General features: G+C 41.5%; 26 protein-coding genes. 11 read left to right on the top strand and 15 right to left on the bottom strand.

The genetic code is table 11. The features are described 5' to 3' along the window. Window positions 1-19: 19 nt before the first annotated feature. Both MHH23_RS02925 and MHH23_RS02920 read right to left on the bottom strand, forming a co-directional pair. The gene (locus MHH23_RS02925) at window positions 20-1,432 is read right to left on the bottom strand and encodes a capsular polysaccharide export protein, LipB/KpsS family (protein WP_340958861.1); all 1,413 of its coding nucleotides are present in this window, start codon (window positions 1,430-1,432) and stop codon (window positions 20-22) included. 6 nt (window positions 1,433-1,438) lie between these two features. Next, window positions 1,439-2,209, bottom strand: coding sequence for a glycosyltransferase family 2 protein (locus tag MHH23_RS02920; protein WP_041508123.1), 771 nt, complete (start codon window positions 2,207-2,209; stop codon window positions 1,439-1,441). A gap of 175 nt (window positions 2,210-2,384) precedes the next feature. On the opposite strand from MHH23_RS02920, the gene MHH23_RS02915 reads away from it, so the two are divergent. From MHH23_RS02915 to MHH23_RS02905, 3 genes are all read left to right on the top strand, one after another. Next, window positions 2,385-3,059 carry a YIP1 family protein gene (locus tag MHH23_RS02915; RefSeq protein ID WP_073413058.1) on the top strand — a complete coding sequence of 225 codons (675 nt, stop codon included), beginning with the start codon at window positions 2,385-2,387 and terminating at the stop codon, window positions 3,057-3,059. A 422-nt stretch (window positions 3,060-3,481) separates the two neighbouring features. Continuing rightward, complete coding sequence (gerQ, locus tag MHH23_RS02910; RefSeq protein WP_007497781.1) at window positions 3,482-4,024, top strand: spore coat protein GerQ; 543 nt, start codon at window positions 3,482-3,484, stop codon at window positions 4,022-4,024. 131 nt (window positions 4,025-4,155) lie between these two features. Next, window positions 4,156-4,773: a cupin domain-containing protein gene (locus tag MHH23_RS02905; RefSeq protein ID WP_019743221.1), complete on the top strand. Its 618-nt coding sequence runs from the start codon at window positions 4,156-4,158 to the stop codon at window positions 4,771-4,773. Between the two features lie 42 nt (window positions 4,774-4,815). Here MHH23_RS02905 and MHH23_RS02900 read toward each other — a convergent pair whose 3' ends face one another. The 3 genes from MHH23_RS02900 to MHH23_RS02890 form a co-directional block, all read right to left on the bottom strand. Next, entirely contained in the window at window positions 4,816-5,187 is a 372-nt protein-coding gene (locus tag MHH23_RS02900) for a DUF423 domain-containing protein (protein ID WP_003215282.1), read from the bottom strand. Between the two features lie 67 nt (window positions 5,188-5,254). Then, entirely contained in the window at window positions 5,255-6,565 is a 1,311-nt protein-coding gene (locus MHH23_RS02895) for a purine/pyrimidine permease (RefSeq protein ID WP_041507947.1), read from the bottom strand. A gap of 33 nt (window positions 6,566-6,598) precedes the next feature. Further along, on the bottom strand, window positions 6,599-6,931 hold the full coding sequence (locus MHH23_RS02890) for a YwdI family protein (protein ID WP_008343634.1): 333 nt from the start codon (window positions 6,929-6,931) through the stop codon (window positions 6,599-6,601). A gap of 172 nt (window positions 6,932-7,103) precedes the next feature. Here MHH23_RS02890 and MHH23_RS02885 point away from each other — a divergent pair, with 172 nt between their 5' ends. Next, on the top strand, window positions 7,104-8,462 hold the full coding sequence (locus MHH23_RS02885; RefSeq protein ID WP_340958860.1) for an aldehyde dehydrogenase: 1,359 nt from the start codon (window positions 7,104-7,106) through the stop codon (window positions 8,460-8,462). 26 nt (window positions 8,463-8,488) lie between these two features. Here MHH23_RS02885 and MHH23_RS02880 read toward each other — a convergent pair whose 3' ends face one another. Together MHH23_RS02880 and MHH23_RS02875 are read right to left on the bottom strand one after the other, a co-directional pair. Beyond that, entirely contained in the window at window positions 8,489-9,175 is a 687-nt protein-coding gene (locus MHH23_RS02880; protein WP_340958859.1) for a uracil-DNA glycosylase, read from the bottom strand. Then, window positions 9,172-9,999 (bottom strand): glycosyltransferase family 2 protein, encoded by an 828-nt coding sequence (locus MHH23_RS02875; RefSeq protein WP_024719483.1) that lies wholly within the window; start codon window positions 9,997-9,999, stop codon window positions 9,172-9,174. The genes MHH23_RS02880 and MHH23_RS02875 overlap by 4 nt, the downstream gene beginning before the upstream one ends. A gap of 127 nt (window positions 10,000-10,126) precedes the next feature. On the opposite strand from MHH23_RS02875, the gene MHH23_RS02870 reads away from it, so the two are divergent. The 3 genes from MHH23_RS02870 (at window position 10,127) to MHH23_RS02860 (ending at window position 13,106) form a co-directional block, all read left to right on the top strand. Then, complete coding sequence (locus MHH23_RS02870; protein WP_008343646.1) at window positions 10,127-10,432, top strand: general stress protein; 306 nt, start codon at window positions 10,127-10,129, stop codon at window positions 10,430-10,432. A 126-nt stretch (window positions 10,433-10,558) separates the two neighbouring features. Then, on the top strand, window positions 10,559-11,368 hold the full coding sequence (locus MHH23_RS02865; protein ID WP_008343648.1) for a bifunctional hydroxymethylpyrimidine kinase/phosphomethylpyrimidine kinase: 810 nt from the start codon (window positions 10,559-10,561) through the stop codon (window positions 11,366-11,368). An 883-nt stretch (window positions 11,369-12,251) separates the two neighbouring features. Beyond that, the gene (locus MHH23_RS02860; RefSeq protein WP_340958856.1) at window positions 12,252-13,106 is read left to right on the top strand and encodes a helix-turn-helix domain-containing protein; all 855 of its coding nucleotides are present in this window, start codon (window positions 12,252-12,254) and stop codon (window positions 13,104-13,106) included. Window positions 13,107-13,494: 388 nt separating this feature from the next. On the opposite strand, the gene MHH23_RS02855 is transcribed toward MHH23_RS02860, so the two are convergent. Then, window positions 13,495-13,749 carry a hypothetical protein gene (locus MHH23_RS02855; RefSeq protein ID WP_008359596.1) on the bottom strand — a complete coding sequence of 85 codons (255 nt, stop codon included), beginning with the start codon at window positions 13,747-13,749 and terminating at the stop codon, window positions 13,495-13,497. Between the two features lie 303 nt (window positions 13,750-14,052). Between MHH23_RS02855 and MHH23_RS02850 the strand changes: the two genes are divergently transcribed. Further along, window positions 14,053-15,405 (top strand): IS1182 family transposase, encoded by a 1,353-nt coding sequence (locus MHH23_RS02850; RefSeq protein ID WP_340958755.1) that lies wholly within the window; start codon window positions 14,053-14,055, stop codon window positions 15,403-15,405. Window positions 15,406-15,505: 100 nt separating this feature from the next. Here the strand turns inward: MHH23_RS02850 and MHH23_RS02845 are convergent, their stop codons facing one another. The 4 genes from MHH23_RS02845 to MHH23_RS02830 all read right to left on the bottom strand — a co-directional run bounded on the left by MHH23_RS02845 (window position 15,506) and on the right by MHH23_RS02830 (window position 19,791). Continuing rightward, window positions 15,506-16,963, bottom strand: coding sequence for a glycoside hydrolase family 32 protein (locus MHH23_RS02845; protein ID WP_340958854.1), 1,458 nt, complete (start codon window positions 16,961-16,963; stop codon window positions 15,506-15,508). 19 nt (window positions 16,964-16,982) lie between these two features. Beyond that, window positions 16,983-18,371, bottom strand: a complete 1,389-nt coding sequence (locus MHH23_RS02840) for a sucrose-specific PTS transporter subunit IIBC (RefSeq protein WP_035702471.1) — start codon at window positions 18,369-18,371, stop codon at window positions 16,983-16,985. Between the two features lie 256 nt (window positions 18,372-18,627). Beyond that, entirely contained in the window at window positions 18,628-19,461 is an 834-nt protein-coding gene (locus MHH23_RS02835) for a PRD domain-containing protein (protein ID WP_026050173.1), read from the bottom strand. A 51-nt stretch (window positions 19,462-19,512) separates the two neighbouring features. Further along, window positions 19,513-19,791: a hypothetical protein gene (locus MHH23_RS02830; RefSeq protein ID WP_041091342.1), complete on the bottom strand. Its 279-nt coding sequence runs from the start codon at window positions 19,789-19,791 to the stop codon at window positions 19,513-19,515. A 501-nt stretch (window positions 19,792-20,292) separates the two neighbouring features. Between MHH23_RS02830 and MHH23_RS02825 the strand changes: the two genes are divergently transcribed. Together MHH23_RS02825 and MHH23_RS02820 are read left to right on the top strand one after the other, a co-directional pair. After that, window positions 20,293-22,716: a S8 family serine peptidase gene (locus MHH23_RS02825; RefSeq protein WP_340958852.1), complete on the top strand. Its 2,424-nt coding sequence runs from the start codon at window positions 20,293-20,295 to the stop codon at window positions 22,714-22,716. A gap of 81 nt (window positions 22,717-22,797) precedes the next feature. Next, window positions 22,798-23,025: a hypothetical protein gene (locus tag MHH23_RS02820; protein ID WP_024719490.1), complete on the top strand. Its 228-nt coding sequence runs from the start codon at window positions 22,798-22,800 to the stop codon at window positions 23,023-23,025. An 11-nt stretch (window positions 23,026-23,036) separates the two neighbouring features. Here MHH23_RS02820 and MHH23_RS02815 read toward each other — a convergent pair whose 3' ends face one another. The 3 genes from MHH23_RS02815 to MHH23_RS02805 form a co-directional block, all read right to left on the bottom strand. Further along, a complete protein-coding gene (locus tag MHH23_RS02815; protein ID WP_289346073.1) occupies window positions 23,037-24,041 on the bottom strand; it encodes an LLM class flavin-dependent oxidoreductase in 1,005 nt (334 codons plus the stop codon). A 54-nt stretch (window positions 24,042-24,095) separates the two neighbouring features. Continuing rightward, a complete protein-coding gene (nfsA, locus tag MHH23_RS02810; RefSeq protein WP_047945824.1) occupies window positions 24,096-24,845 on the bottom strand; it encodes an oxygen-insensitive NADPH nitroreductase in 750 nt (249 codons plus the stop codon). Window positions 24,846-24,955: 110 nt separating this feature from the next. Continuing rightward, the gene (locus tag MHH23_RS02805) at window positions 24,956-26,167 is read right to left on the bottom strand and encodes an FtsW/RodA/SpoVE family cell cycle protein (protein ID WP_008345489.1); all 1,212 of its coding nucleotides are present in this window, start codon (window positions 26,165-26,167) and stop codon (window positions 24,956-24,958) included. A 475-nt stretch (window positions 26,168-26,642) separates the two neighbouring features. Here MHH23_RS02805 and MHH23_RS02800 point away from each other — a divergent pair, with 475 nt between their 5' ends. Continuing rightward, the gene (locus tag MHH23_RS02800) at window positions 26,643-26,906 is read left to right on the top strand and encodes a spore morphogenesis/germination protein YwcE (protein WP_008345491.1); all 264 of its coding nucleotides are present in this window, start codon (window positions 26,643-26,645) and stop codon (window positions 26,904-26,906) included. Window positions 26,907-26,933 lie beyond the last annotated feature (27 nt).

Here is a 26,933-nt window from a genome sequence, read left to right as displayed (position 1 = left end):
CGCTTGCACACCCCTATCTTCATCTCTGAAAATCCACGCCTGTTTTTGTTTTAAGCAGAGAAAGCAGAACATCGGTCGATTGTGCATGCGGATAATGCTCTTGAATGAAACGAGCACCTTGCTGTTTCGCCAGCTTCATTTCTTGTTCATCCGATAAAATACGGATCGCTTTCTCGGCCAACTCAATAGGGTTTTCCATGTGGCAGTTGCCAAGCGACTCGTAATAAGGGTATCTTCTGCCTTCTGTCATTTTTCCAATCAGTACACTCTTTTTAAAGAGCATTGCTTCCAGACCAACTGTTGATGTGAGCGTTATGACCATATCCATATACGGCAGGAGGTCATACAAGTCAATCTCTTTTTTAATTAATCTCACATGGTTCCCCGCACGTTCAATCGCTGTGTAGTCATTTAATCGATTTCGAGCGATTTCCCACGGATGCGGCTTCATAATCAGCTGAATATCTTTCCGTTTTGCAATCGTTTTAAGAACATCGCCGTAAAAGGCTTCTGAAAACGGCTGTGTTGCCACGAGCACAGTCTTTTTGGCAGGATTGAAGTTCAATTTACGAAAGACCATTTCCTGTTGAAGCGGTGTTCGCTCCTGCACCAAATCAAATCTCGGGTGACCTGTGACCTCCACCTGCTCAGGCTGACAGCCTTTGTCTACATACCAGTCCTTTTCATATTTTCCAAACACTCCGTGGCAGGTGGTGAAAATCGGCAAAAAGGCTTCGTCTCCCATGAGCGCACCGTGCTGAAGACAAATACTTGTGAGATGGCGCTTCACGGTTTGCAAGGCGAGCACACGGCTATATGCATCCTCCGTCGTACCAACTACGACAGCTGTGATTGGCTGCATCTCAAATAGCGTTTCTATTTGGTCAATCACATCAATAAATTGCACAATGTCCTTCCGAAGCTTTTCTCTAAAAAAGACATTGCCAAAGACAGGATGCTGGGCGTAAGGTTTCAATAGAGCATTTGCTTTTTCAATATATTCAACATGGGCTTCTTTATTAACCTCTCCGGCTAATTCCGGCTTGCTGATCACCGGTAATCCGAAATAATCAGCCTTCTTCCAGCGCGCGAGCACCACTGTTTGGTTCGGATGGAACCGCGTGTAATTTTGTTCAGTAAAACGCAGGTGTTCAAAGTGAAGCAACACCTTTCCATGACTCGGATGATAAGGGGTACGCTTGATCTGCAATTTATGCTGATCAAAAAAGGGCTGAATGTCTTGCGGCTTTGGACAAGTCGTTGTCAGCTCTTCACCAAACGCCTCATCTTCCATACGTTCCCTCACTTCAGGGCTGATGTATTGATAAAAATTACTGATTAATCCAAGGGGGATGTGGCGATAGGATAAGTCTTTCATCAGATTCACATACTCAAAGTACACCTGCCAATAATGATGAATATAATGCGACACTTAAGGTCACCTCCCATGTCTTTGTTTTAATATATGACGGAGCTCCCTGCAGGTAGACTGCGGAGGAAGTGCTTGAATAAAATCGCTTTTCTCATCTTCTGCCAACTGATAATGAATAGACTGTTCTGTGATGTAGTTTGTATCCAATACCTCATCAAAAGGGTAGAACGGATAAAAGTGATTTAATCTAAAAAAGAACCGCGCATCCCCTATTCGATAAAAATGCGGACTCTCGTCCCAGTAGGATCCAAACTCAGCTCGAATCTTTGTTAAAATGGATGCACGATGTACAACTGAACAGTGATCAATAGCACAAGGTGCATTCCACTGCACTGTTTGCGCAGGTCGAATCGTTTCCTTTACTGGCTCTTTTTCGCTATTTAAATAGATAACTTTTGAACTAGAATAGACAATATGTTCATTCGGACGAGCATCTAAATAATTCGTGAGCTTCTCTAAACGGTCTGGTGCATAGACATTGTCATCTGTGGCATAGGAAATATACTCGCCCTTTGCCTGTTCTAATGCTTGATTAATGAGGACGGCATAGCGTGTTTTCGCCGTTCTTTCCTCCAGCGTTTTCACCCCGCTTTGGATAAAATGGATGCGTGGATCTTTACGGAAAGGCTCAATAGCAGCAAGGGTTTGTTCGTTTGATCCATCATCCATGATAAAAAGTTCAAAGTCTGACAAGGTCTGCTGCAGCACCGCTTCAATTGATCTTCCAACGTAGGCCGCTTTGTTGTAGCTCGTCATAATGACCGTTACTTTCGTCAATGTTTTCACCTCGGTCTCTTTTAAACTATGGTTATCATATGTGTCTCCTCTTAAAGAGACTGTAGAGTGACCTATTTTTTATAAAATTGGATTTTTTTCATGATCTATCTTTGAAAAACGTAAAAATTTTGGTAATATAAGTAATCATTTATGTGTATTAAAGGAGTAAAGAACATTGGAGTATATGAAGAGTGATCTCTCCCAAGAAGAGGAAGCAAAAGGTTTTTTTCGATTCTTTAAAATTTTTGTCGCGACAAAAACGATTATTCGCTCATATGAACATACCTCTATTCCCATGTGGCTGATGATACTCCTTGCAAGTATCGCTGGTACTAGCTGGATGTACGAAGGGTATTTTAGTGAGTATATGGGCAATCATATTCCATATCCTTTTATTCTGTTACACGGAGCAGGTTTTGGTATTTTAGTAGGCAATTTTCTTCTATTTTTCGGTTCATTCATTTTACAGTGGTTAGGGCGACTGTTTTTTGGCAGTAAAGCGCCGTATCGAGATGTGCTCAAAGCTTGCACACTGACGGTCATTTTTCCTTCCACCTTATTTGCTCTTACTTGGATTTTTACTGTGGGGTTGCTTGGTCCGTATACATTTGTGAAAATCTCACCCTATTTAGACCAGCACTATGAAGTATGGTATTATCTCAGTGTTTTACCACTGGTTGATGCGTATACCAAGACATGGATATTTGGGATGGCTGTTTTAGGCCTTGTCGCTGTGATGAAGCTGAGAATATGGCAGGCCTTTATCATTGCCATCACACCGATCGCCTTATTTTTTCTCATCATGACCCTTCTCTATGACGTCCAGCGGGCTATGAATTGGTTGATGTAAACAGGCATTCCTTAGATTGTTGGAAGCCTTTGCAGTCTAGGCAGTACGAATATGGGGTTTGTATGAATACTGAGGAACTGCACAAAGCAGTTCCTCAGATTGTTGACAAAGGGCTAAAATGAACTTTATTTTAGCCCTTTGTCTTCTTTTTAGCGTGATAGAAAACCTTTGCAGCCCTAGGAAGGACGAGCATCGGCGCGGAGCGAATTTGACATTCGTGAGCACCGAAGCGCAGGACTGACACCGAATGCGAGGGTTTGTCTACACGCTGAGGAACTGCACAAAGCAGTTCCTTTTTTTCGTTCAATGTACATATTCTCTCTTCCTGTCTCATAGTGTGAAAGAGAAAAAGAATGCTATGGAAACAACAGGCGCTTTTCTGCCTTCTGTTTAGAACACCATGAGGAAAGAGGAGGAACGTTATGAAATTGAAAAATCAATTTGGGCAAGGTTCGGGTTTCGAAGGTCAAGATTTTCGCCAGCAACAATATGGAGCAAATCCGTATCCTGCGCAGCAGATGGGTTATTCAGTCCCTCCCCAAACGCAGGGTCAAATGCAAGGTCAAATGCAGCAGGGGTATTCGCCAATGCCGTCTACTGGTACTTCACAAGGAGGCCAAGGTGGGCAAAGTGGCGGGCAGCCCTATCAAATTCCTTCGGGACCGATTTATCAGCAGAACGTCACCGGTCAGCTGCCGCTTGAGCAGTCCTATATTGAAAATATTTTACGATTAAACCGCGGCAAAGTAGCCACGATCTATATGACGTTTGAGGCAAGTAAAGAATGGAACTCTAAGATTTTTAGAGGGGTCATTGAGGCCGCAGGACGTGATCACATTATCATTAGTGATAACAAAACTGGGACACGATACTTATTGTTAACAATCTACCTTGATTACATTACGTTTGATGGGGAAATTCAATATGACTATCCATACTCGATGTCTACGTATTCTCCGAGATAACCTCAAGGTCCTATCAGCAGCAAGGTGCAGACGCCCTTGCTTTTTTCTTTTGTCTAGGTTTTTGACACACCTTCGGGGGAAGGCTCATAAGATGCCTAGTAGTTTTTATTAAACGCCTAGAGGTGACATCAATGACTGTTGAGCTGGATTATACATCGCCGAATGTCAAATATTCATTTGATCTGAACCAAAGCCCCCTTGTGAAATATGATCAACACAACCTGATTAATGTTTTAGGAAAAAAACAATTAAATTCGCTCGATCAAGTATCTCTGCTGGATATATATTTGAGTAAAAGCAAAGTAGTAGAGCCTCATTATCATCAAAATGCTGCCGAGCTTGTTTATTGTATCGCCGGCTCTGCTGCTGTATCCATGTTGAACCCATTTACAAAAAAGCTGTCCACCTACACCATTACCCCTGGGCAGGTAGCCAATGTGCCACAAGGCTGGTGGCATTACGAAGTCGCCTTGCAGGACAAAACCCATTTGTTAGCCATTTTCAACGCATCGACGCCAGAAGTCATCTTAGGTTCAGACCTTCTAACCCTCACGCCTTCACACATCATGGCACATACTTATTGCATGAACGAAACGCAGTGGAAGCAGGCGACGCAGCCTGTGAAACCTGGTGTGTTTATCGGACCTTTCTGCCACCGGGAGGAAGAGACACAAACGCACCCTGTCCCCCCTTCTCACTATGTACCTTATTATCAAGCACCTCCGAACTATTCTCCTTATTGGAGTTAAGAAAAAAACCGATGCCCCTATGAGAGCATCGGTTTTCCTAGCTTATAAATTTTTTGCTGCTGCAATCACTAGCATGATCCAAGAAGCGATAAATGCCACTCCGCCAATTGGTGTAATGGCACCTAGAATCTTCACCTGAGTCAAGGCAAGCACATAAAGGCTTCCTGAGAAGAAAAGAATGCCTGCCAGCATCACCCAGCCAGCGGTCGGCACTAGGGAAACACCTGACAGCTTATCTGCCAGAAAAGCGACAATAAATAGGCCAATGGCATGGAACATCTGATATTGAACCCCTTTATTCCATATCTCAATATACTTTTCAGGAATTTTCCCTTCCAGTCCATGTGCACCGAAGGCTCCAAGACCAACCGCAAGCATGGCGTTAATGGCACCTAATATGAAAAATAGTTTCATTCGTCATTCTCCTTATCTCATCAATTATGTTTATCATAGCGCGGGTCTTATCCAACATTCAACTTTCCTATGATGCTGACACGAGATTGTCGGATTTCTTCTTCTTTCGCAGTAGCACTTGATCGACCACAATCGCAATCAGTGTGCCAAGCACAAGACCATTGCTCAATAAAGAAATCAGCACAGGATGCATGCCTTTCAATGCCCCCTGCGGCACAAACATTGCGCCCACACCTGCTAAAACAGCGATGCCAAGCACAAATCGAATGCGCGGGATGTCTTCTTTTTCATACTGATCGAATTCAGACATAGCAATCCCAATCATAGAAGAGAACACCACAAAGTTCACAGCCAGCCCCACAGGAGAAGGCAATGCAGAGAAAAAGCTCATCAATAATGGAAATAAACTAATGAGGACAATGAGCAGACTGCCAATAAAAAATGGCTTTCTCGATGGAATTTTGGTTGTTTGTATAAAGCCCGCTGCCCCCGAAATAGGGACAGGCGCAATCGCACCAATCAGTCCGCTTAGCAAATGACCAAATGCGGCGACAAAACCAGCCGGTCTGGCTCGTTTCCGCTCACGCAGTTCACCAAATGCCTTGACGGAACTTTCCACAATTCGAATACTTGCCAGCATATTCACAATGAGTAAGATCGTAATAAAAAAGGACGTGACAAGCAGTCCGCTGTCAAAGACCGGCATGCCAAATGGAAATAGCTTTGGAAACTCAATGATCTGCTCAGGAATGCGAACTGGCTTCGCTAGTCCGAGTAAAGCAAATAACAGCCAGCCGCCTGCAAGTGCGAATAACACAGAAAACTGTCTTAAATAATGCCATTTTGAGCGGCTGATCATGAAGGTGATGACAATAATCAAGATCGATAGACAAAAGACAAGCCCATCTACCTGATTTCCCCGATAGCCGATCCCCATCAGCCCTTTCATGATTGGCTGACTTAACTGCACAACAAGTAGCAGCAAATAAATACCTGTGACAACCGGCGTAAATAAAGACGCAAGCCAATTAATGATTTTAAAGAGACTAAAAATAAAAAAGAACGCAGCACTAAAAATTAAAGCCCCTTGTAATGCTTGCAAGGTTTCAGGATATGTGGCAAAAATCGTCCCTGTCATGCCTGCATAAAGGGTATATACCCCCCACCACAGCCCTGCTGGACTTTCATTGATCGGCAGCATATGACCGCATAAACACTGCACCATCGCCACAAGTCCAAGTGAAAAGAATGTACTCTGAATCAGTTCCGCCGACTGCACTTGATTTAATTCAAATGCTTGTGCAATCGCAATCGGCACAGCAATAGAAGCTGCGATAAAAAATGCCATCCACTGAATGGCGCCCAAAAATAGTTTCAACCCGATCACCTTCCCTTTGTCGTGACAAGACCATTAAAAATCAAAAATAGAGTCACCGTTGCCATCTTTCTCTTGTTGACCCTCTTCTTTATGCTGAAATTTCTTTGCACCGCTAGTGCCCATCAATTTCTCTAGCATGGCTTGATCCGTAGACACAGCCGGTGCAGATGGTGTCTGTATAGATGGAGGCGGTGAAATGACCGAAGACTGCGGCATTTGCACCTGTGATGATGTGTCGAGAATGACATCACATAGTGAAGAGATGACCGCCGCTTGACGTTTCACCTCTTCATCATTTCCACTTTGTTTTGCTTTTTGAATGGCTTCCTCCATTTTTTGAAGCAGACTTGATATATGAATATTCAAGGGTAGACCCTCCAATCTAAAAAATTCGTTTTCCAACATTATTTTACCAAATGAACAAACTGAATGGGTTCCTTTTTTCAAAGCTGTGTGCTTCTGTTCCTCTTATTTGACCCTTACCCAAGATTCACACATAATAAAAAAGAAACAATATCGTCTTTGAAAGGACTGAAAGATGAGCAAACTCACTGAACTCATTCACAAACAAAAAAACGTGCAAACACCAGCGGTTCAAGATAGAATCCGCCTTCTTAACGATTTGAAAAAAGCCATTAAACATCATGAAAAGGACATATTACAAGCCTTGGCCCATGATTTACATAAATCCGAGCAGGAAGCCTATACAACAGAAATTGGCATGGTATATGAAGAGATCAATCATACCGTCAAACATCTTCACAAATGGGCCAAACCATCTCGCGCGAAAACACCTCTGACCCATATCGGATCGAAAAGTATGATCATTAAGGAACCGTACGGAAGTGTTCTGATTATTGCCCCTTGGAACTATCCTTTCCAATTGGCCCTTTCGCCATTAGTTGGAGCCATTTCTGCCGGAAATGCCGTTACTTTAAAACCGTCAGAATTAACGCCGCACGTCTCAAACGTGATTGGCACGATTGTGGAAAGCGTGTTTCAAGAAGATCTTGCAGCGGTCGTTGAAGGCGGTGTGGATGTCAGCACAGAGCTTCTGAGACTGCCTTTTGATTATATTTTCTTTACTGGAAGTGTAGCCGTCGGCAAAGTTGTCATGGAAGCGGCCGCAAAGCATCTCACACCTGTCACACTTGAGCTCGGCGGAAAAAGTCCATGCATTGTCATGCCTGATGCAGACATCAAGCTCGCTGCGAAACGAATTACTTTTGGTAAATTCACGAATGCTGGTCAAACATGCATTGCACCAGACTATTTACTTGTTCATGAATCGATCAAAGAGAACCTATTGCGTGAAATGACTACCTGTATCCGTGATTTTTACGGGGACCAGCCTGAAACAAATCCGCATTTCGGAAAAAATGTCAGCCAGCGTCATTTTGATCGACTTTCACAATTTCTCTCAAATGGCACGATTGTGACAGGTGGACAGCGTAATGAACAAGAGCTCAAAATCGCACCGACCATTCTAGATCACATTACATGGGAAGATCCTGTGATGCAGGAGGAAATTTTCGGACCTATTTTGCCTGTCATCTCATTTGACTCTCTTCAAGAGGCAGCTGACATGATTAAGGCAAGACCGAAGCCGCTCGCTCTTTACTTATTTACAACCAATAAAGAAACAGAAGACTATATTCTAGACAACCTCTCATTTGGCGGAGGCTGTATCAATGATACACTGATGCATGTCGCCACTCCATATTTACCATTTGGAGGCGTTGGTGAAAGTGGTATCGGACGATATCATGGAAAAGAAAGCTTTTTCACCTTTACGCATGAAAAAAGTGTCCTGCGCCAGACCAATCGCTTTGATTTTTCTTTCCGATATCCAAATGCGAAAAACGGACTCGACATTGTCCGCAAATTTTTAAAATAAACAGGACGAAGGGATTTTCCCTCGTCCTATTTTGATTCGATGTCCTTGATACACCAGTTGATTTCATCAATCCCCATTTGCTTTAAATAGGCGTTTACTTTTGAGAACGGACGGCTGCCAAAAAAGCCTTTTCTTGCAGAAAAAGGACTTGGATGAGGTGACTCAATGATGTAATGCTTGCTTTGATCAATTCGTTCTTTTTTATTTTGCGCATGTCTGCCCCAAAGCACAAAAACGACTGGCTGTTCTCGATCATTCAGGACGTCGATGACGCGGTCTGTCACACGTTCCCAGCCTTTGCCTTTATGCGAGTTCGCTTCCCCTTTTCTTACAGTGAGCACGGTGTTTAACAGCAAGACACCCTGCTCTGCCCAACTGACAAGCGAGCCATGGTTAGGGACCGGACAGCCCAGGTCATCCTTTAGCTCCTGAAAAATATTTCTCAAAGATGGCGGATGTTTGACACCAGGCTGAACAGAAAAGCTTAATCCGTGTGCCTGTCCTGGGCCATGATAAGGGTCTTGTCCCAAAATCACGACCTTCACATCTTCATACGACGTCAAATGGAGGGCACGATAAATGTCATCTGGTTTTGGAAACACGATCTGCGTACGATATTCTTCCTTTACCCACTCACGTAATTCCTGATAATATGGCTGTTCAAATTCACTTTTCATCACAGCCCACCAGCTATCATTTAAAAATGGCTTCATTGCGGTTGTCCTCCTTCTGTCTGCTGTGCCAATCTTGAGATCATCGGTTTTCCATCCCATACAATCTCACTCTCTGATTCTCGTTTTTTCATCGCTGGTTCTTCTAATAGGACAGCAAAGTTTGCTGTCGGCAAATCACCCAGCCCATGCTTTTCACTCAGGTCATCTAAGTAGTTCTTCCTTGTTTCACCAAGATCACTCGACTGATTGCCCCCACCATCAAAGAACGCATAGATCACACTGGCAGTCGGCACTCGTTTGGCTCGTGCATGCTGCGTAACACGCAGGAAAAAGTCCCAGTCCCAGTAGTGATGCATCGCTGGATCAAAATAGCCGATCTCATCGTGTATGCGGCGTTTGTACATACTGCCAGAAGGAACATATGTAGAAAAAACACGCATGTCCTCAATGTCCGCTGTATAAGCAAACAAACGTCTTGATACTGGAAAACGAGTCGCACCTCGTTCTTCAAACGAAACAATTTCCGCATCCGAAAAGACAAAATCAGCGTCTTCTAGCGCCTTGCTCATACGTTCAATATGACAAGGTGTAAAATAATCATCGTCATCACTCAGCATAATGACGTCACCTGTCAGCTCCCGCACCCCAACATTTCTTGCGTTCACATGCTGGACATTCTCATCTAAATGAATCAAGCGGATTGGCAGCTCTGGATAGAGTTCCTGAATCACGTCCACTCGCTCTCCTGCATCATTTACGACCACAATTTCAAAAGGCTGTACGCTTTGTCTCGAGATGGATTCAAGCAGTTCACACAATGCGCTCAGCCGGTTATGTGTCACAATTAATAAAGAAATCTTCATATCGGCCTAACTCCTTTAATAGATTCGTCTTTTTCATTAAAACATAAATCGGCTTTCTTCTCATGATATAAAAGACGGTTTGATTGATCGAGAAAATGGGAATTTTTGACGAAAAGGAGTGATGATGATGGAATTTTTCACAGTTGAGAATAGTAAAGAAGCCAAACAGACGATCGAACAGATACAGTCAGCAAAGGACGATGTGTTTGTTTTTGCGTATGACCCCGAACGCTCTGATACCGTTACTGAGTATACGGAAGCAAAGAGCATGACAGCTGTCGATCAAGGGATTTTAGATCAGATCGCCAATGTCATTCGCACCAGGGATGATGAACTTATGGCCAAAATGATGTCGACCGGCGCCGATCAAGAATTAGCCTTAACGCTTTTAGAGGAGCTGAAAAAAGGGAAATTGGTGATTTGTAAAAGGTAATGGATGAGGCGTTCCTTGAAGAGAGGAACGCTTTTTTATGCCGTTTCATTGTGATAAATGGAAAAGCTGATTATAATAAGGGATAGAACAGTAACTGTTACACATCACATTGGAGGTTCAGCAACTATGTCTATGAATAAAGCACTCACCATCGCAGGTTCGGATTCAAGCGGCGGTGCAGGTATCCAAGCAGATTTAAAAACGTTTCAAGAAAAAAACGTCTACGGGATGACAGCTTTAACCGTTGTCGTTGCAATGGATCCTCATAACAACTGGGATCATCAAGTGTTTCCAATCGATACATCAACAATCCGCGCGCAGCTCTCGACGATCGTGGAAGGCATCGGTGTAGATGCGTTAAAAACAGGTATGCTGCCAACAGTTGACGTCATTGAACTCGCAGCTGAAACGATCAAAACATATGAGCTGAAAAATGTCGTCATTGATCCTGTTATGGTATGTAAAGGTGCGAACGAAGTCCTTTATCCAGAGCACGCTGAAGCATTGCGCGAAAAGCTCACACCACTGGCAACAGTGATCACACCTAACCTTTTCGAAGCAGGTCAATTAAGCGGCATTGGCGAGATCAAAACGATGGAACAAATGGAAGAAGCCGCAAAACGCATCCATGAACTTGGTGCAAAATATGTGGTCATCACTGGCGGCGGTAAGCTAAGCCCAGATAAAGCGATTGACTTGCTTTATGATGGACAAACCTTCGAACGCCTTGAAACAGATAAGATCGACACAGAATACACACACGGCGCAGGCTGCACATTCTCAGCCGCAGTCACAGCTGAACTAGCCAACGGCTCAGACGTGAAAGAAGCCATTTATGCAGCAAAAGAATTCATCACAGCTGCCATTAAAGGCTCTTTCCAACTAAACGAATACATCGGACCAACGAAACATTCCGCACATCGTTTGGACAAATAAGGGGAAAACTCAAAGGATACAGAAGCAACGCAATAAACCATATGTATAAATAAATTTCAAAGTAATTTATAAAACTTACAGAGCGTATTGATGTGTAAACTAGTCATTCCTTTAATATTGCACAATTCATCAACAGTTGAACTCCCTTTTTATATTTGTTGCATTCTATATGTAATAAGTAAATTTTGGGGGTTCAACTTATATCAGTATTACAAGCCTTCCGCTCAGTCATTATAAGAGTTCTTCCACTTAGATATTTCCTGAATTCTCCTATTTTTATAAACTCCGAATGTTCCATTCATTTGATTTAATCAATCTTAATTCGTTTTGATACTATCTTTTCCAAAGATACCTTTCCACATCTTCCGTGGAACATAGAGTTCACATAAAGCGACAATTTTTGGTACTCTTTAAGTCGAACTTCTCCTGATTTCATCTCAAAAGAAATTTTTTATTTCGGTACAACAACATCGACGATTACTTCTCTATTACCTAAGTATTCTTTAAAGTTTATAGAAGCAGTTATTAATATTAGGCGAGAAATCATCATCACGACAAATATTCTTATTTCAACCTGCAAAATGAACACAATTTTAATACTCAAATAAATATTAAACCAAGGTCAAGAAAAATAAGAAAAATTGTCGCCATTATGAATACATATGATGTTTTTCTATCTTCATTCCAAAAATAAAAAATTAAAATAAAAGATACTATTGTAGTGATTAAAGCCCAAATTATCATTTAGTCAACCCTCCTCTATATTTGTAATGCTGTTTATAAATAGTTCTCTACGCTTTTTTCAATTTCCAGTATTTATTATATTATGGTGTGAACCATTCATAACATTTTAGTCAAATAAGACTGAAAGGGGACATTAAAATTGCTTAACAATATAGGACGGACTATGCGATCAATTAGAAAGAACAAAGGATATACTCAGCATTATGTTTCTAGTGGTTTACTATCACAAAGTGCTTATTCAAAGTTTGAACTACATCGAATCGACATACTTGCGTCATCTTTTATGGCTTTACTGGAAAAAGTAGACGTTTCTTTAGATGAGTTTCACTATATTATGAACGATTTTCAATATACTCGAAGGCAAAAGTTTATTAACGATTTTTTTCGTACGACTTTCAATCATCCAAACAATTTAAGACAATTGATAACAGTATCTGAAAGGTTGCTATCAGATTCTGAGGACCAATTGGTCAGTGATATTCAATGTATTTGTACAGCTTTAATAGTGCTTCATGAAACGGGTAGTATTGAACAAGCACGCAATCACGTAGATACTGTTTGGGAACGTCTTTCTAAGCATGAAAATTGGTACCTGATTGATATTAGACTGATAAACTCTATACTTTTTATATTTCCTATAGAAACGGCTATACATATAGCAAAGAATGCATTGAAAAGACTTAATAAATATAAGAATTTTCAAGATGCTTATAAAATTGAAATTAATATTCGAGTTAATTTTTCGCTTCTTTTAATAAAATACAATAAATTTAAGTCGGCATTAGTTGTATTAGAAGAAGCAATCCCTCTCTGTAAAAGACATGGTGCATACAGGGAGATGGCCATCTGCTATGGTCGTAAAGGGATATGTCTAAAAAACTTAAATATGGCTTCACCTGAAGAGTATACTGAAAAAGCTGTAACAGTCCTTAGTATACTAGAGGAAAAAAAACTAGAAGAGATGTTATATACGGAGATCAAAAACTATTATTAAAGCCATAAAAATAAATTCCACAATTCAATAAGATACAAAATACAATAATTGATCTCACTTTACTGGATTGAAAGTGGGTTCAAGAAATACATAAAAGAATCTCAAAAAATAATCCTAAGACAGACCTTAGGATTATTTTTACTATCTACTCATATATTAAATAAAATATGGATATCAGTTCTCTCTACATTCGTTTTGAGAAGAATGGTTATCCTTCCGCATTGTAATGTTTCTTGCACTTTTATAACTCATATACATTAAATAATCTATCTACAAATTTCTATTTATCTTCATACATTAAGATTTAGAATAAAACTGACATAGATAATCTTTAAATAAAAAAAGCATACCCGCTCCCAGGTACACTCTTTCACCATACTTTTTTTACCTACTTTTGCTGATCAGATTCTTTCGCCATTTTTCGAATAAAGGCTTCAATGGATTCAACAAATAAGGCATATTCTTTCATTTGTTTATACGTATCTGACAGCTTCTCTTTTAATTCTTCCTGCTCTAGAGAAGGTTCACCGAGAATAGATTGGACTTGAATCAGCAATTCTTTATATTCTTCACGTTTATCTTCAACATGATCTGCCATTGTCTCCAAGCGTTTTCTAGTCGTCGGCTGCTGTTTTGAATTCAAGTAAACAACCCCTTTTTGTCCTACCGCATTTGGATAAACGTCAGCCTCAGCTGTATATATTTTAAAATGATACCACAATTGAACCTGTTATCATATATGTAAAACGTCATCAAACCGCTTTAGGCCAACCTTGTATATACATGATATAGGCTTTAAGATACAGGCTGATCTCACTAGAAAAAAGCAGATCAATGATCTGCTCAGGCTGTCGAGAAAATCTCGACAGCTTTATTTTTCCCCTTAAATTTTCCACTACCCCATTTTATAATAGAGAAAAGCATACTAAAGGAAGGTGTTTTTCTCATGTTCCACACTAGAAATTCTTCTCAGCACGAAGCCGAATTTGTATTACTAGATCAACTGGTCGAAGAGGATCACCTACTTCGTAAAATTGATCAATACATTGATTTTTCATTTATCATAGACAAAGTAAAACCATATTATAGTGAGAATAAAGGTCGTCCTTCTCTCGATCCACTCATTTTGTTCAAAATGATGTTCATCGGATACCTGTATGGTATCCGTTCTGAAAGACAACTTGAAAAAGAAATTTACTATAACATGGCGTATAGATGGTTTTTAGGTTTGAACATCAATGACCCCGTTCCTCATCACTCGACCATTAGCTGGAATCGTCGTACTCGATTCAAAGATACAACGATTTTTCAAGACATTTTCGACGAGATCGTGCTTCAAGCTATCAATCATGATATGGTAGGAGGCCGCGTTCTTTTTACTGACTCCACTCATCTTAAAGCCAATGCCAATAAACATAAATATATGAGAAAAACGATTGAGCAGGATACCCAGAACTATATAAATGATTTAGAAGAAGCGATCCAAGAAGATCGGGTGGCACACGGAAAAAAGCCCTTAAAGGTAAAAGAGGAGGTGAAAACGGAAAAAGACATTCGTCAAAGTACGACTGATCCTGAAAGTGGCTATCTTTATCGTGAAAACAAGCCAGAAGGCTTTTTCTACCTAGACCACCGTACAACGGATATGAAGTACAATATCATCACGGATGCCCACATCACGCCCGGTAATGTCCATGATTCTGTTCCGTATCTTGATCGGTTGGATCACCAAATCGCACGATTTGGTTTTCAAGTAGAAGCTGTTGCCCTTGATTCTGGTTATTTGACAACCCCAATCTGTAAAGGTTTATCAGATCGCCGTATTTTTGGTGTCATCGCACATAGACGCTTTCATCCAACAAGAGGTTTATTTGAGAAGTGGAAATTCAAGTATGACTCTGAACATGATCATTACATATGCCCAAATGGTGAGAAGCTATTATATACAACAACTGATCGAAAAGGTTATAGGTTCTACAAATCAGATCCTAAAAAATGTACATCGTGTCCTTTCCTTGAAAGATGCACAAGGTCGAAAAATCATCAAAAAGTCATCTCAAGACACATATGGGAAGAACATAAAGAAAGGATCAGACAAAATCGTCTATCTGTCTCTGGAAAAGAGCTATATAAAAAAAGAAAAGAAAAAATAGAGCGAAGCTTTGCAGATTCAAAACAACTGCACGGGCTTCGCTACTGCCGGTTGAGGGGAAAACAAAATGTGAGTGAGCAAGTGCTTCTCACAGCTGCCTGTCAGAACATGAAGAAGATTGCCACACATCTAGCGAAGCTAGGTTAGGTGTGTGGGAGGCCTTTTTCATTCAATCTCATCCATCATCATTACGATGAAAATAAAAAAGATTGTAGAAAAACATGAGTTTCTCTACAATCTGAGCAGATCAATGATCTGCTTCTTTTTGCAAATGCCACGTCTTCAATTTAAGCTTCGTTTCATTTCTACCACTGATGGAGATTGATTTATTTCCCGGGGAAGGAAAGTAACGTGCAGTAAATACTTCCCGGCCTCCGTTGACAAAAATCTCAATCGATGATGCATCAATAAAGATATGCAGATTCTGTAATTCCTCAATTTCTACTTCACGAACTTCCTTTGTTCGATCTTCAAATCGATCTCGCTCTAACGTTAGTTTGCCTTCATCTTTATCATAAATGATACGAGCAGCAGCACGGATACAGCATTCAAATCCTTTTTGTGTTTCAATTTGATCAATGAATACCTCTGCGCTCGTCAAATCTTCAACAGGAATGGAGTGAACAGATCGTTTAACGTGAAAAACATGCTCCTGCTCATTTGTCCGCATAGATCGAAGTTCACTTACCGGCTGTTGAATAAGACGCCCTTCATCATCTAAACGAAGCTCTCTCGGAATCGTCAAACAATGGATCCATTGATAAGAGACAGTTGGGTGATGCTCTTCCCCTTGATCTGGTACACCCATCCATCCCATTAAAATGCGTCTGCCCGATTCATCTTGGAAAGTCTGCTGTGCATAAAAGTCAAAGCCACGATCCAGCTCCTCAAACGCTCCATGCGTATATTGGTAGGTACGATCATCCAATGTACCAACAAAATAACCAGATTGATGTGTATTGTTGTATTTGAATCCATCAGGCTTCAGCCCCTGTGGTGACACGATCAATACATCCTGACCGTCTAATTCAAATAGATCTGGACATTCCCACATGTATCCGAAATGATCTAATCCATTCTTTCCACTGCCTGCAATAATGCCTTGAAACGTCCAATTGTCTAATGTATCAGATGTAAATAAGACAAGATGTCCTTTGAGATCTTCACTTTGTGCTCCAAGGACCATGTACCACTTTCCATTCCGCTTCCACACCTTCGGGTCACGAAAATGTGCAGTGAATCCCGCTGGCAAAGTCGCCACGACACCTTTTTTCTCAAAATGAATCCCATCCTCTGACACAGCTAAACATTGATATGTCTCACGGTTCCCTTGCTCGTCACGGACATTTCCGGTATACATCACGTACATACGACCATCGTCAATGACTGCACTGCCAGAATAACAGCCATTTTGATCAAACCAATCACTTGGCGTGAGGGCAGCCTCTTCATGCTGCCAATTCACTAGATCGGTTGATGTGTAGTGACCCCAGAATTTTGCCCCATGACCTGTTTTAAATGGCTGCCACTGATAAAACACATGGTAGACTCCCTTCCACTGAATCAATCCATTCGGGTCATTTAAAAGACCGACTGGCGGCATTAAATGGAAGTTCTGACGGTACACATCTTTTTTCACCAAATGCTCATAGTTTCGAATACGATCTGTTACCTTTTGACGAAGTGCTGCGTCCGTTGTTGTCATCACTGTGACCACTCCTTGATTATTTTTCGACTTCTTTGATTTTAAAGATGATGGTAAGAATAAATGAAACAGCAACAGCTATTAACATACCAATAACATAATTTACCACATTTTGTAAACCAAATGGAGCTGCAATTGCAATCATCGGAATCCCTGTTAAACCATAAGCGTTGGCGGCTACCTTCGTGAAGACGACAAACGCCCCGCCTAATGCACCTCCGATCATTGCAGCAATAAATGGCTTACGATAACGAAGATTCACACCGAATATGACCGGCTCTGTAATACCTAAGAAAGCAGAAAATGCTGCTGGTAATGCAATTTCTTTCGTTTTTGCACGCTTTGCTAAGAAAAAGACCGCTAGCCCAGCTCCGCCTTGAGCGACGTTTGACATGGCCCAGATCGGCAGCAAATAATTCCGTCCAATATCATTTAGAAGTCCTGCCTCAATCGCATGGAAGCTGTGATGAACACCTGTCAGTACAATTAAAGAATAAGCGCCTCCAAAAATAAGTCCAGCTAAGAATCCTGCATGGTCATAAACATAAGTGAGTGCATTTGAGATGCCTGTACCGAGCATTCTCCCTAGCGGTCCTACAGCAATAAACGTCACAAATCCAGTCACAATCACCGTCACAAACGGCGTCACAAGTAAATCAATACTGTTCGGCACAACTTTTCTTAAATTCTTTTCAATCACGCACATGATATACACAGTTAATAACACGGGAATGACTGTTCCTTGGTAACCAAGAAGCGCAATATCAAAGTTGAATAGATGCATATATTCTGGTTTTGCGTCTGTCAGTCCCCATGGATTCAGCAAGCTCGGGTGAATCATAATGCCCCCAATGACAGCTCCTAAATATGGATTTCCACCAAACTCTTTGGCTGCACTAACCCCAATTAAAATCGGTAAAATGATAAAGGCAGCACTTGAGAACATATCTAGCATTTGGAAGATGGCAGAGCTTGGATCAGCCCATTTGAAGGCTTTCATCATACCTAATAGGCCCATTAATAAACCGCTTGCTACAATCGCTGGAATGATTGGTACAAAAATATTCGATAGCGTCTTAGCAAAACGTGCAAGTGGATTCATTTTTTGCTTCACGGCTTCATCATGGCTGGCAGGTTTTTGATTCTCGTCGTCTGCCTCAAGACCCGCCTCACGAGCAAAAGGCTCATATACTTTGTTGACAGAACCTGTTCCAAATATGATCTGGAATTGACCCGAGCTTGAGAAGGCACCCTTCACACCCTCAAGTTCTTCAATGGCATCTTTGTCAATCAACGCCTCATCTTTCATCACCAATCGGAGTCGTGTGGCACAATGTGTTGCGCTAATGACATTTTCTTTGCCGCCTAATAATGTTGTTAATTCTTTGGCTGTTTTTTGATAATCCATGTTGTCTCCCCCTTTTTTTAAAACAAAAAAGACCTAAAATTCACTAACGATTAAAGGACATACACGTCCCCTCGTTACGCAAATTTTAGGTCTTGCCTGCCTGACAGTCACAATCCCACGATATTGGTTTTTGATTACGCTTTCATCATAGTATAAGAGCGTGACCTGCGTCAACCTATTTTTTCGAATCAAATGACCCATATACACTAATTAGAGTAGTGTGCATAAAAAAAAAGCCTGCGGACAGGCACAACCTTTACACCAATTCGGCATCCTGCAGACGCTGGACATGCAGCGTGATGTAGCCGATCTCCGATTCAGGGAGATGAAGTCCATATTCTTTTTTCAGCAAATCAGCCAGTCCAAGTGCACACCGGTAAGCCGAATCATACTTTGTTTGGATAAAAGTCAGCATGTCATCGTCCATGATTTGAAATGCTTCATTCGATTCCAACCTGCCTAATGCATACCTCAAATGTGTCACAAGCCGCTGATATGAAATACTATCCTCATCAATCGAGCGCTCAAAAACGCTTTCGATATGCTCGATCATTTCTTTGATCATCGTTGTGTATTTGACCGTCTTCTTCATGGACTCCGTATTCATTTTGGCCGTATGAATATGAAGTGCCACATACCCTGCCTCATCGTCCGGCAGGTCAACCCCAAGCCGCTCCTTTACATAACGAATGGCATACTTTCCAATATCATATTCCTGTTTATATAAGACTTTGATCTCACCAAGCAATTTATTATATAGCACAATGCCTTTTTGAACGCGTTCAATGGCAAAGGATAAATGATCTGTCAGTGAAATGTGGATATGATCACTGAGCGGCATCATGAGTTCACCCTCTGCATAACTAATAATATGCTCTGCCACCTCAATATGCGCTTCTGGCAATGTCGCAAGAATTTGTTTGAATTTCTCATTTTCTTCACGCACAACAAAAATCTTCTCTATTTTTTGAACGGGAACGACGTCATTTTTCCCCTTCTGAAAAGCAATTCCGGGCCCCATCACAATTTTCTCCTGATCACCCTCCTTTACAACCACTGCATTGTTATTCAATATTTTATATATCTTCAAGGGGCATCCTCTCCCACAGATAACGTGTCTTATGTGGGATTTTACCCTGTTTCAACTTTTCTGTAAAGATAAGAGCGGACCGGCACGCGCCTCTCTCGTTGTCTTTTCATAAAGCATCATCAGACTTTCTTGAAACGGCTTTTCTGTCCTGCGCTTCTTCTTCTTTTCATCTGCCAGTTTCTCTAGCTTTCTCTCATTCACCGCAAGAAAGAATCCTCCATCCACTGCTGCCACTTTCACCCCTTGCTTCTTCAGCAACTCACCAGGATTCACAAGCACATTCATCACAAAACCAAACCATACACTCAACCAGTTCTTCCATTTCTTCACTGAACATCCCTCCGCTTTCCTTAGAATCTAGCAGTTCTAGCAAATTAACTGTTCCTATCATATCCCGAGAAAAAAGAGAGGTTTGTCACAATCTGGGTGAAAAAACGAACTAGTTTTCAGAAGTTTTGTTGAAAAGTGCAGAAGATGATCATGTTCCACAATGTTTCTATGAAAATTTTATACACACACTATCCCAAAGATAAGCACATCTTATCAACAGGGTTTATCCACATATCAACACCCTCTTACTAGATTTTGTGTATGAGATTTTTTTATTTTCCATATATATATCTGAATAATTGAGTTATCAACAGATTATTGTGCATAAGTGTGACTTTATAAACAAAATAGTTCTTTATGACTATGTAAAATAAGACCATTTCAGTAAAGGAATTGGTTTCATCGTATGGAATACTTAATAACGGGCAGTGAATCTTTCCTATTTATCCACAAAAAGAAAGGCTATCTCCCTAAATACACAGCTAGAAAGGGGAAAATTAATTGAAAAAAGTAATCTCTCGTTCTTCTGTTCTATTGTTCTCCACTATTTTTACCTTATCCACATTCTTTTCAGGTCAGGCTGCTGCCGCTCCATCGAACAAACAGGTGGAACTGGAAAAAGCAGAAATCTTCGGCGAAATCAATGTTAAGTCTAGAAAACACACCACTGTCATTGTTGAATTAAAGGAAAAATCCTTAGTCGAAGCCAAGCAAGAAGGCGAAGCACAAACAAAAGCCTCCCTCAAAAAATCTCGAACTAAAGTAAAGAATGCAGCACTCAAAAAGTTAGATAAAGCGAGTGTTCGTCAAGAATATGAAAAAGTCTTCTCTGGTTTCTCTATGAAACTTCCTGCAAACGAAATCCCGAAACTGCTCGCAGTTGACGGAGTAAAAGCCGTTTATCCGGATGTTACATATCAAACAGATGAAGTGAAAAAGAAAAGCGTCCAGCTTCCTCATGAGGATGTCTCTCCACTCATGGATAAAAGTGCTCCATTTATCGGTGCCCCAAAAGCTTGGGATGCCGGCTACTCTGGAAAAGGAGTAAAAGTCGCTGTCATTGATACTGGCGTAGACTATACCCACCCTGATTTAAAAGGAAACTTCGGATTATACAAAGGCTATGACTTTGTTGATAATGACTATTCTCCACAAGAAACACCAAAAGGAGATCCTAGAGGCGAATCGACAGATCATGGTACACATGTCGCAGGAACAATTGCGGCAAATGGACAAATTAAAGGTGTCGCAAAAGATGCTACCCTTCTTGCCTACCGTGTCCTTGGACCAGGCGGATCAGGAACAACTGAAAATGTTCTTGCAGGCATCGACCGGGCTGTCACTGACGGAGCCGATGTCATGAACCTTTCTCTTGGAAACAGTGTGAATAACCCTGATTATGCAACAAGCATCGCACTGGATTGGGCCATGTCTGAAGGGGTTGTCGCTGTGACATCAAACGGAAACAGCGGGCCAAACAGCTGGACCGTTGGATCTCCTGGGACATCAAGAGATGCTATTTCTGTCGGAGCCACTCAGCTTCCGTACAGTCTATACAACGTGAAATTCCCGAACTATTCAACAGCAAAAGTGATGGGCTACTATCAAGAAAATGATTTAAAAGCACTTGACCAAAAACAAGTCACACTCGTCCAAGCAGGCATCGGTGACGAAAAAGCTTTTGAAAACATCGATGTCAAAGGAAAGGTGGCAGTGATTGAACGTGGAGCCATTGCCTTTGTTGATAAAGTGGACAATGCGAAGGCTGCTGGTGCGATCGGCGTTGTCATGTACAACAATACCGATGGAGAAATCCCTGTGGATGTACCAGGTCTAGCCCTTCCGACGATTAAGCTGTCAAAAGCGGAAGGAACAGCGCTTGTTAAAGCCATTGAGGCTGGTAACAATACAACGACTTTCTCGATTCAATTTGTGAAAGAGTTAAGTGAACAAGTCGCTGACTTCTCATCTCGTGGACCTGTTGTCGATACGTGGATGATCAAACCAGATCTTTCAGCACCTGGCGTGAGTATTGTCAGCACCATTCCGACACACGATCCTTCTCAGCCATACGGCTATGGATCGAAGCAAGGAACAAGCATGGCATCTCCTCATGTAGCCGGAGTAGCAGCGATTATTAAACAAGCAAAACCATCCTATTCTACAGAACAAATTAAAGCGTTAATGATGAATACAGCAGAAACATTGTATGACCCAAATGGTAACCCGTTCCCTCACAATACGCAGGGCACAGGCAGCGTTCGAATCATCGAATCACTTCAAGCGTCTTCTATTGTGTCTGATGCAAGCTATTCGTACGGCACTTTCTTAAAAGAAAAGGGCGTTCAAATCAAAACGAAGAAGTTCAAGGTAGAAAACCTGTCAAAAGCGCCGAAAACCTATACCATTGATTACAAGTTCGATGGCAACGGCATTAGCACAAACGGCACGAAAAAAATCACAGTGAAAGGGAATTCCACAGGGTCCTTTACTTCCGCAGTACAAGTGAATTATGGAAAAACGAAAAAAGGAACGTACCAAGGCAGTATCACCATTCGCGAAAATAGCAGAAAGGTCACTGAAATCCCTACTTTATTGATTGTAAAAGAGCCTGATTACCCGCGCGTCACTTCGGTTTCCGTAGAGCCGGATAACCGTGCTGGAAGCTATGTTATTAGCAGCTATCTCCCAGGCGGTGCTGAAAATCTTGCATTCCTCGTCTACTCGACAGATGGAGAGTATTTAGGTGAAGCAGGAGTTTATCAACATGTTGATAAAGGAGAGCATCGTGTGAAATGGAATGGCACGATCAATAAAGGACAGAAGTTAGAAGCAGGTGAGTATACAATGCTTGCGTATGCGAGCCTGAAAGGCAAATCAGATACGGTTCAAACGAAAGAACCATTCGATATTTATCCTGAATAAACAAGAATCACATAAAAAGCCTTGTATGAGCCCATCAGCTCAACAAGGCTTTTCTATCATGTATGGAGGAAAGAGAAATTCATGTTGATATGGCTATGGATCGTTTCTTTTATGACGGCTTTTTTTCTCACGATCACCTTGGTTTATTTTTTTACCTTTTTACATGCAAAACAGCCTCGTCCTTTTCATCAAGCATGTGAACTGACTGTCTATACCACCTGCATTTATCCGCTTAGCTTGGCGGTGACAGCTGCCTTTATTCTCACCATGATGCTCCTCTATCCCTTTTATTGGCTGCGCAAATGGTAAAATGACATACGTTATGCATCAAAAGCTTCTTTTAATAAACGATACGATGTGAGACGGTCTTGTATGTGATGTGTGATGGTCACAGCGATCACTTCATCTGTACGATACGCCTTTGCGAGTGCTGTCAGCTGCTGCTTCACAGAGGATGGCGTGCCAACAACCATCCTCTGTCGATTGGCTGCTACTCGTTTTTGTTCATATGGACTGTAGGAATAGGCCTTTGCCTGTTCAAATGAAGGAAAGCCGCCAAGGTTCTGTCCTTGTTCGTTAGCTAATAATGATAAATCTAAGCTAACAGCCAATTTTTCTGCCTGTTCCTCTGTTTCTGCACATAAAACGAAGACCGCAAGACTGACACGCGGCTCATCACCAAATTCCGAAGGTTCAAATCGGCTGATATACTGCGACACAGAGTCTTCTCCGCCTTCTCCATTAATGAAAAGAGCAAACGTATAGCCTGCTCCAGCTTTTGCGGCAAGCCGTGCACTTCCTCCAGAAGAACCTAACATCCATACCTCTGGGGCAGTTTCTACCTTCGGAGAAGCAGTCAGGTGAGGCAGCGGATAAAATTCATCGGCTAAATCATGTAAATACACCCTTAATTCTTCTACCTGCTCAGGGTATTGATCACCAAGTCGCTTCCGTTCTCCATGATGAAGGGCAATGGAGGAGATCGGCATACCTCCAGGAGCACGTCCAATGCCAAGATCAATTCTGCCCGGAGCCAAGGCTTCGAGCACTCTGAAGTTCTCTGCTACTTTATAGGCACTGTAGTGGGGCAGCATGACGCCGCCTGAACCAATACGGATATGTGACGTCACAGCTGATAAATGACCGAGAAGCACCTCTGGACTCGATCCTGCGAGCCGGTTTGAAAAGTGATGCTCTGATACCCAAAAACGATGATAGCCCCATTTCTCTGCCTGCTTCGCCAGCTCGACTGTTTGCTTCAGTGCCTCAGCAGGCGTCGCATCTCCAATCAAAGGAGATTGATCCAGTATACTTAATTTCATGATGTCGCACCTCTTACACAAATCCCCCTCTCTCACTCGAAAGGGGGATTTCCTGATTTATTTTCGATTAAAGCCCTTCTCTTTCACAAAATCTCCGAGGAAAGCACGTTTTGGCTGGCTAAAGCCTCGAAGCATTTGCTCAGACCATGTATCTTTTCTCTCACCGTTTGTTCGTTCTTCATAATATGATGAAATACGATCATCGTATTCTTTTAAATAACGATCCACATGAGCTTCGTCTTGCTGATATGTGTTTTCATGGTAGATCAGCTCAACGGGCAGCCGTTCCTTTTGAGATGATGGATTGGCAGGATGTCCTACAGCCAATCCGAATAGCGGCAGCACATAGGAAGGTGTTTCAAGTAACTCGGATACTTCCTTCAGCTGATTACGCAGTCCGCCGATATAGCAGATGCCAAGTCCCATAGATTCTGCGGCGACACTGACATTTTGCGCAGCAAGCGCCGCATCAATCACACTGATAAGAAAGGCTTCAGTATTCTCAAGCGCTTCTTGATGGTTCTTTCCTGCTTTTTTTGCGATATAGTCGTGGCGTTTCAAGTCTGCACAGAAAACAAAAAAATGCCCATTCTTCTCAACGTATGGCTGATTTCCAGCCAGTTCAGCAAGCTTCGCCTTCTTCTCCTGATCTGTTACACCAATGATACTATACGCCTGTACATAGCTTGATGTCGAAGCAGCCTGTGCACTTTTGATAAGTGTCAGCACTTCTTCCTCTGTCAGACGCTCATCTGTAAACGAACGGATGGACCGATGATTTAAAATGGTTTCTATCGTTTTATTCAATTCGAAGACCTCCTTCACTCCTACTATCATAAGTCAAATGAATATTACTTTTCAAAAGTTAGAACTCACGCCAAAAAGGCAGCCTACGCTTAGACTGCCCTTTACCCGTTTTATTTAAATAAATAACTTTGATATTTCGTTAATTGAACACTTGCATTATAGGCGATACCAAATCCAATAAGAACAGATAAAACAGAGCTTCCCCCGAAGCTGATGAATAAGAGCGGTATCCCCGTTACAGGCATGACGCCTATGTTCATACCAATGTTCTGGAATGTATGGATGACAATCAATGCTGTATATCCTACACAGAAAAATGACGCAAACCGGCTATAAGGATGGATACGGTCAATCAGTACAACAAGCCGATAAATCAGGAAGAAGAACATGATGACCACAAATGCGCAGCCGACAAAACCAAAGGCTTCCCCTATGATAGAGAAAATCATATCTGTCTGAGCTTCTGGAACATATACTTTTAAATTTTTAACACCGTTCCCGAAAATTTGTCCTGCCCCAATTGCCATAATGGCTTGCTCGACTTGATATTTATCCGATCCAGATGCATCCTGTGTCTGGGCTTGGTTGGCTGTCGAAGAACTATCAGGCAGCCAAGCGGTAATCCGGTTGATCTGATACTGCTGAATCCCGATCTTTTGTGCGAAATCAGGGAATAGAATAATCACGGCTAACACAGCGGCAACTAAAAGCACAACCACTGAACCGATGAGAGAGATCAATTTCCAGTTGACCCCTGATAAAAAGACCATGACAACGACAATAAACATACATACCGCAGCCGTACCTGCATCTTGCAAAAAGATGAGTCCGACTGGTACAGCAGCCACGCCGGCAATTTTTAATAGTAGGAAAATATCATCTTCTAATGTTCGTTTTCCTCTTGGGGTTGCCTTCCCAATGACAGAGGCGAGCATCATAATCAAACCAATTTTCATGAACTCTGAAGGCTGAAATGTTCCAATTCCCGGTAACACAAACCAACTTTTTGCACCATTTTTAATTGGAGCAAAATCATGACCTGCAATTTGTGCAGGAGCAATTTTCAAAAGAATTAAGAGCATAATGCCGCCTATAAAAATATATAGACTTAACTTTTCTAATTGTTCCAGATCGAAGTAATTAATAGCCACAATACAGATGACCCCGACCATGTAGTAAATGATCTGTCTGGTCCATGCATTAGATCCATATTGCCCAAACTGTCCCGCAGCATAAATAGCGATGACACTGATGGCAAAGAAGGCTAAAAATATAAAAATCAAATCTCCTTGATAGTAAGGAGATGTATTCTGCTTGTTCATGAACTAACCACCCTTATTACAAAACATAAAAGCCCTTATTTATATTAGATTGAAATTTTCACAAAAGCAACTCACCTTAAATATGACGGAAGTGACACCTGAAAGGTTCCATTCTAATTTCAAAAAATGAAATACTTTTCATCCTAATAATAGGAAAAAATCCCTTTCTACTCTATCATGACAACCGATCATAAGTCCTTTAAAAAGATTATTTTACAGATTTTAAGGGGAAAATTCAATGACTTATGTGGCGATATGAAAGGTTAACATCTTGCCAGCATAAGCTTAACTGAGGTATAAGAAAAAAACAATTTCTGCGGAATAAGGCCCATTTTCCAATTATTGAGTTTACTTCAAAGTCAATTGTGGTATAATATTTGTAACAAAATGTTCACAATATCTCCTAAAAACAGACACAATTGCATCCTGACCTCTCATTTGAATTGAACATCAACTTACAAAGGAGTTGGATACGATGGATATGTTCTTTGCGTACCTATGTATTGCAACAGCTACACCCCTGTTTTTATGGTTGGAAAACAGAAAGATTGCATTAGCATCTATTCCACCCATCATGATTATGTGGATTTTCTTCGGTCTTTACATGACAAGCAGTTTATCTCCAGCAGGACATACCTTCATGATCGCATTCTTTGCCATTAACGTGATTCTGGCTCACATTGCAGCATTCCTCATCTATGGACTTCCATTCATTCGCAAAAGATTCAGCAGCAGATAGATATCGCATCATCAATTGGAAGCGTTA

Source organism: Bacillus sp. FSL K6-3458, assembly GCF_038005045.1.
Classification (GTDB): Bacteria; Bacillota; Bacilli; order Bacillales; family Bacillaceae; genus Bacillus; species Bacillus altitudinis.
Note: the sequence above shows the minus strand (reverse complement) of the source record. Positions and strands in the feature narration are given on the sequence as shown.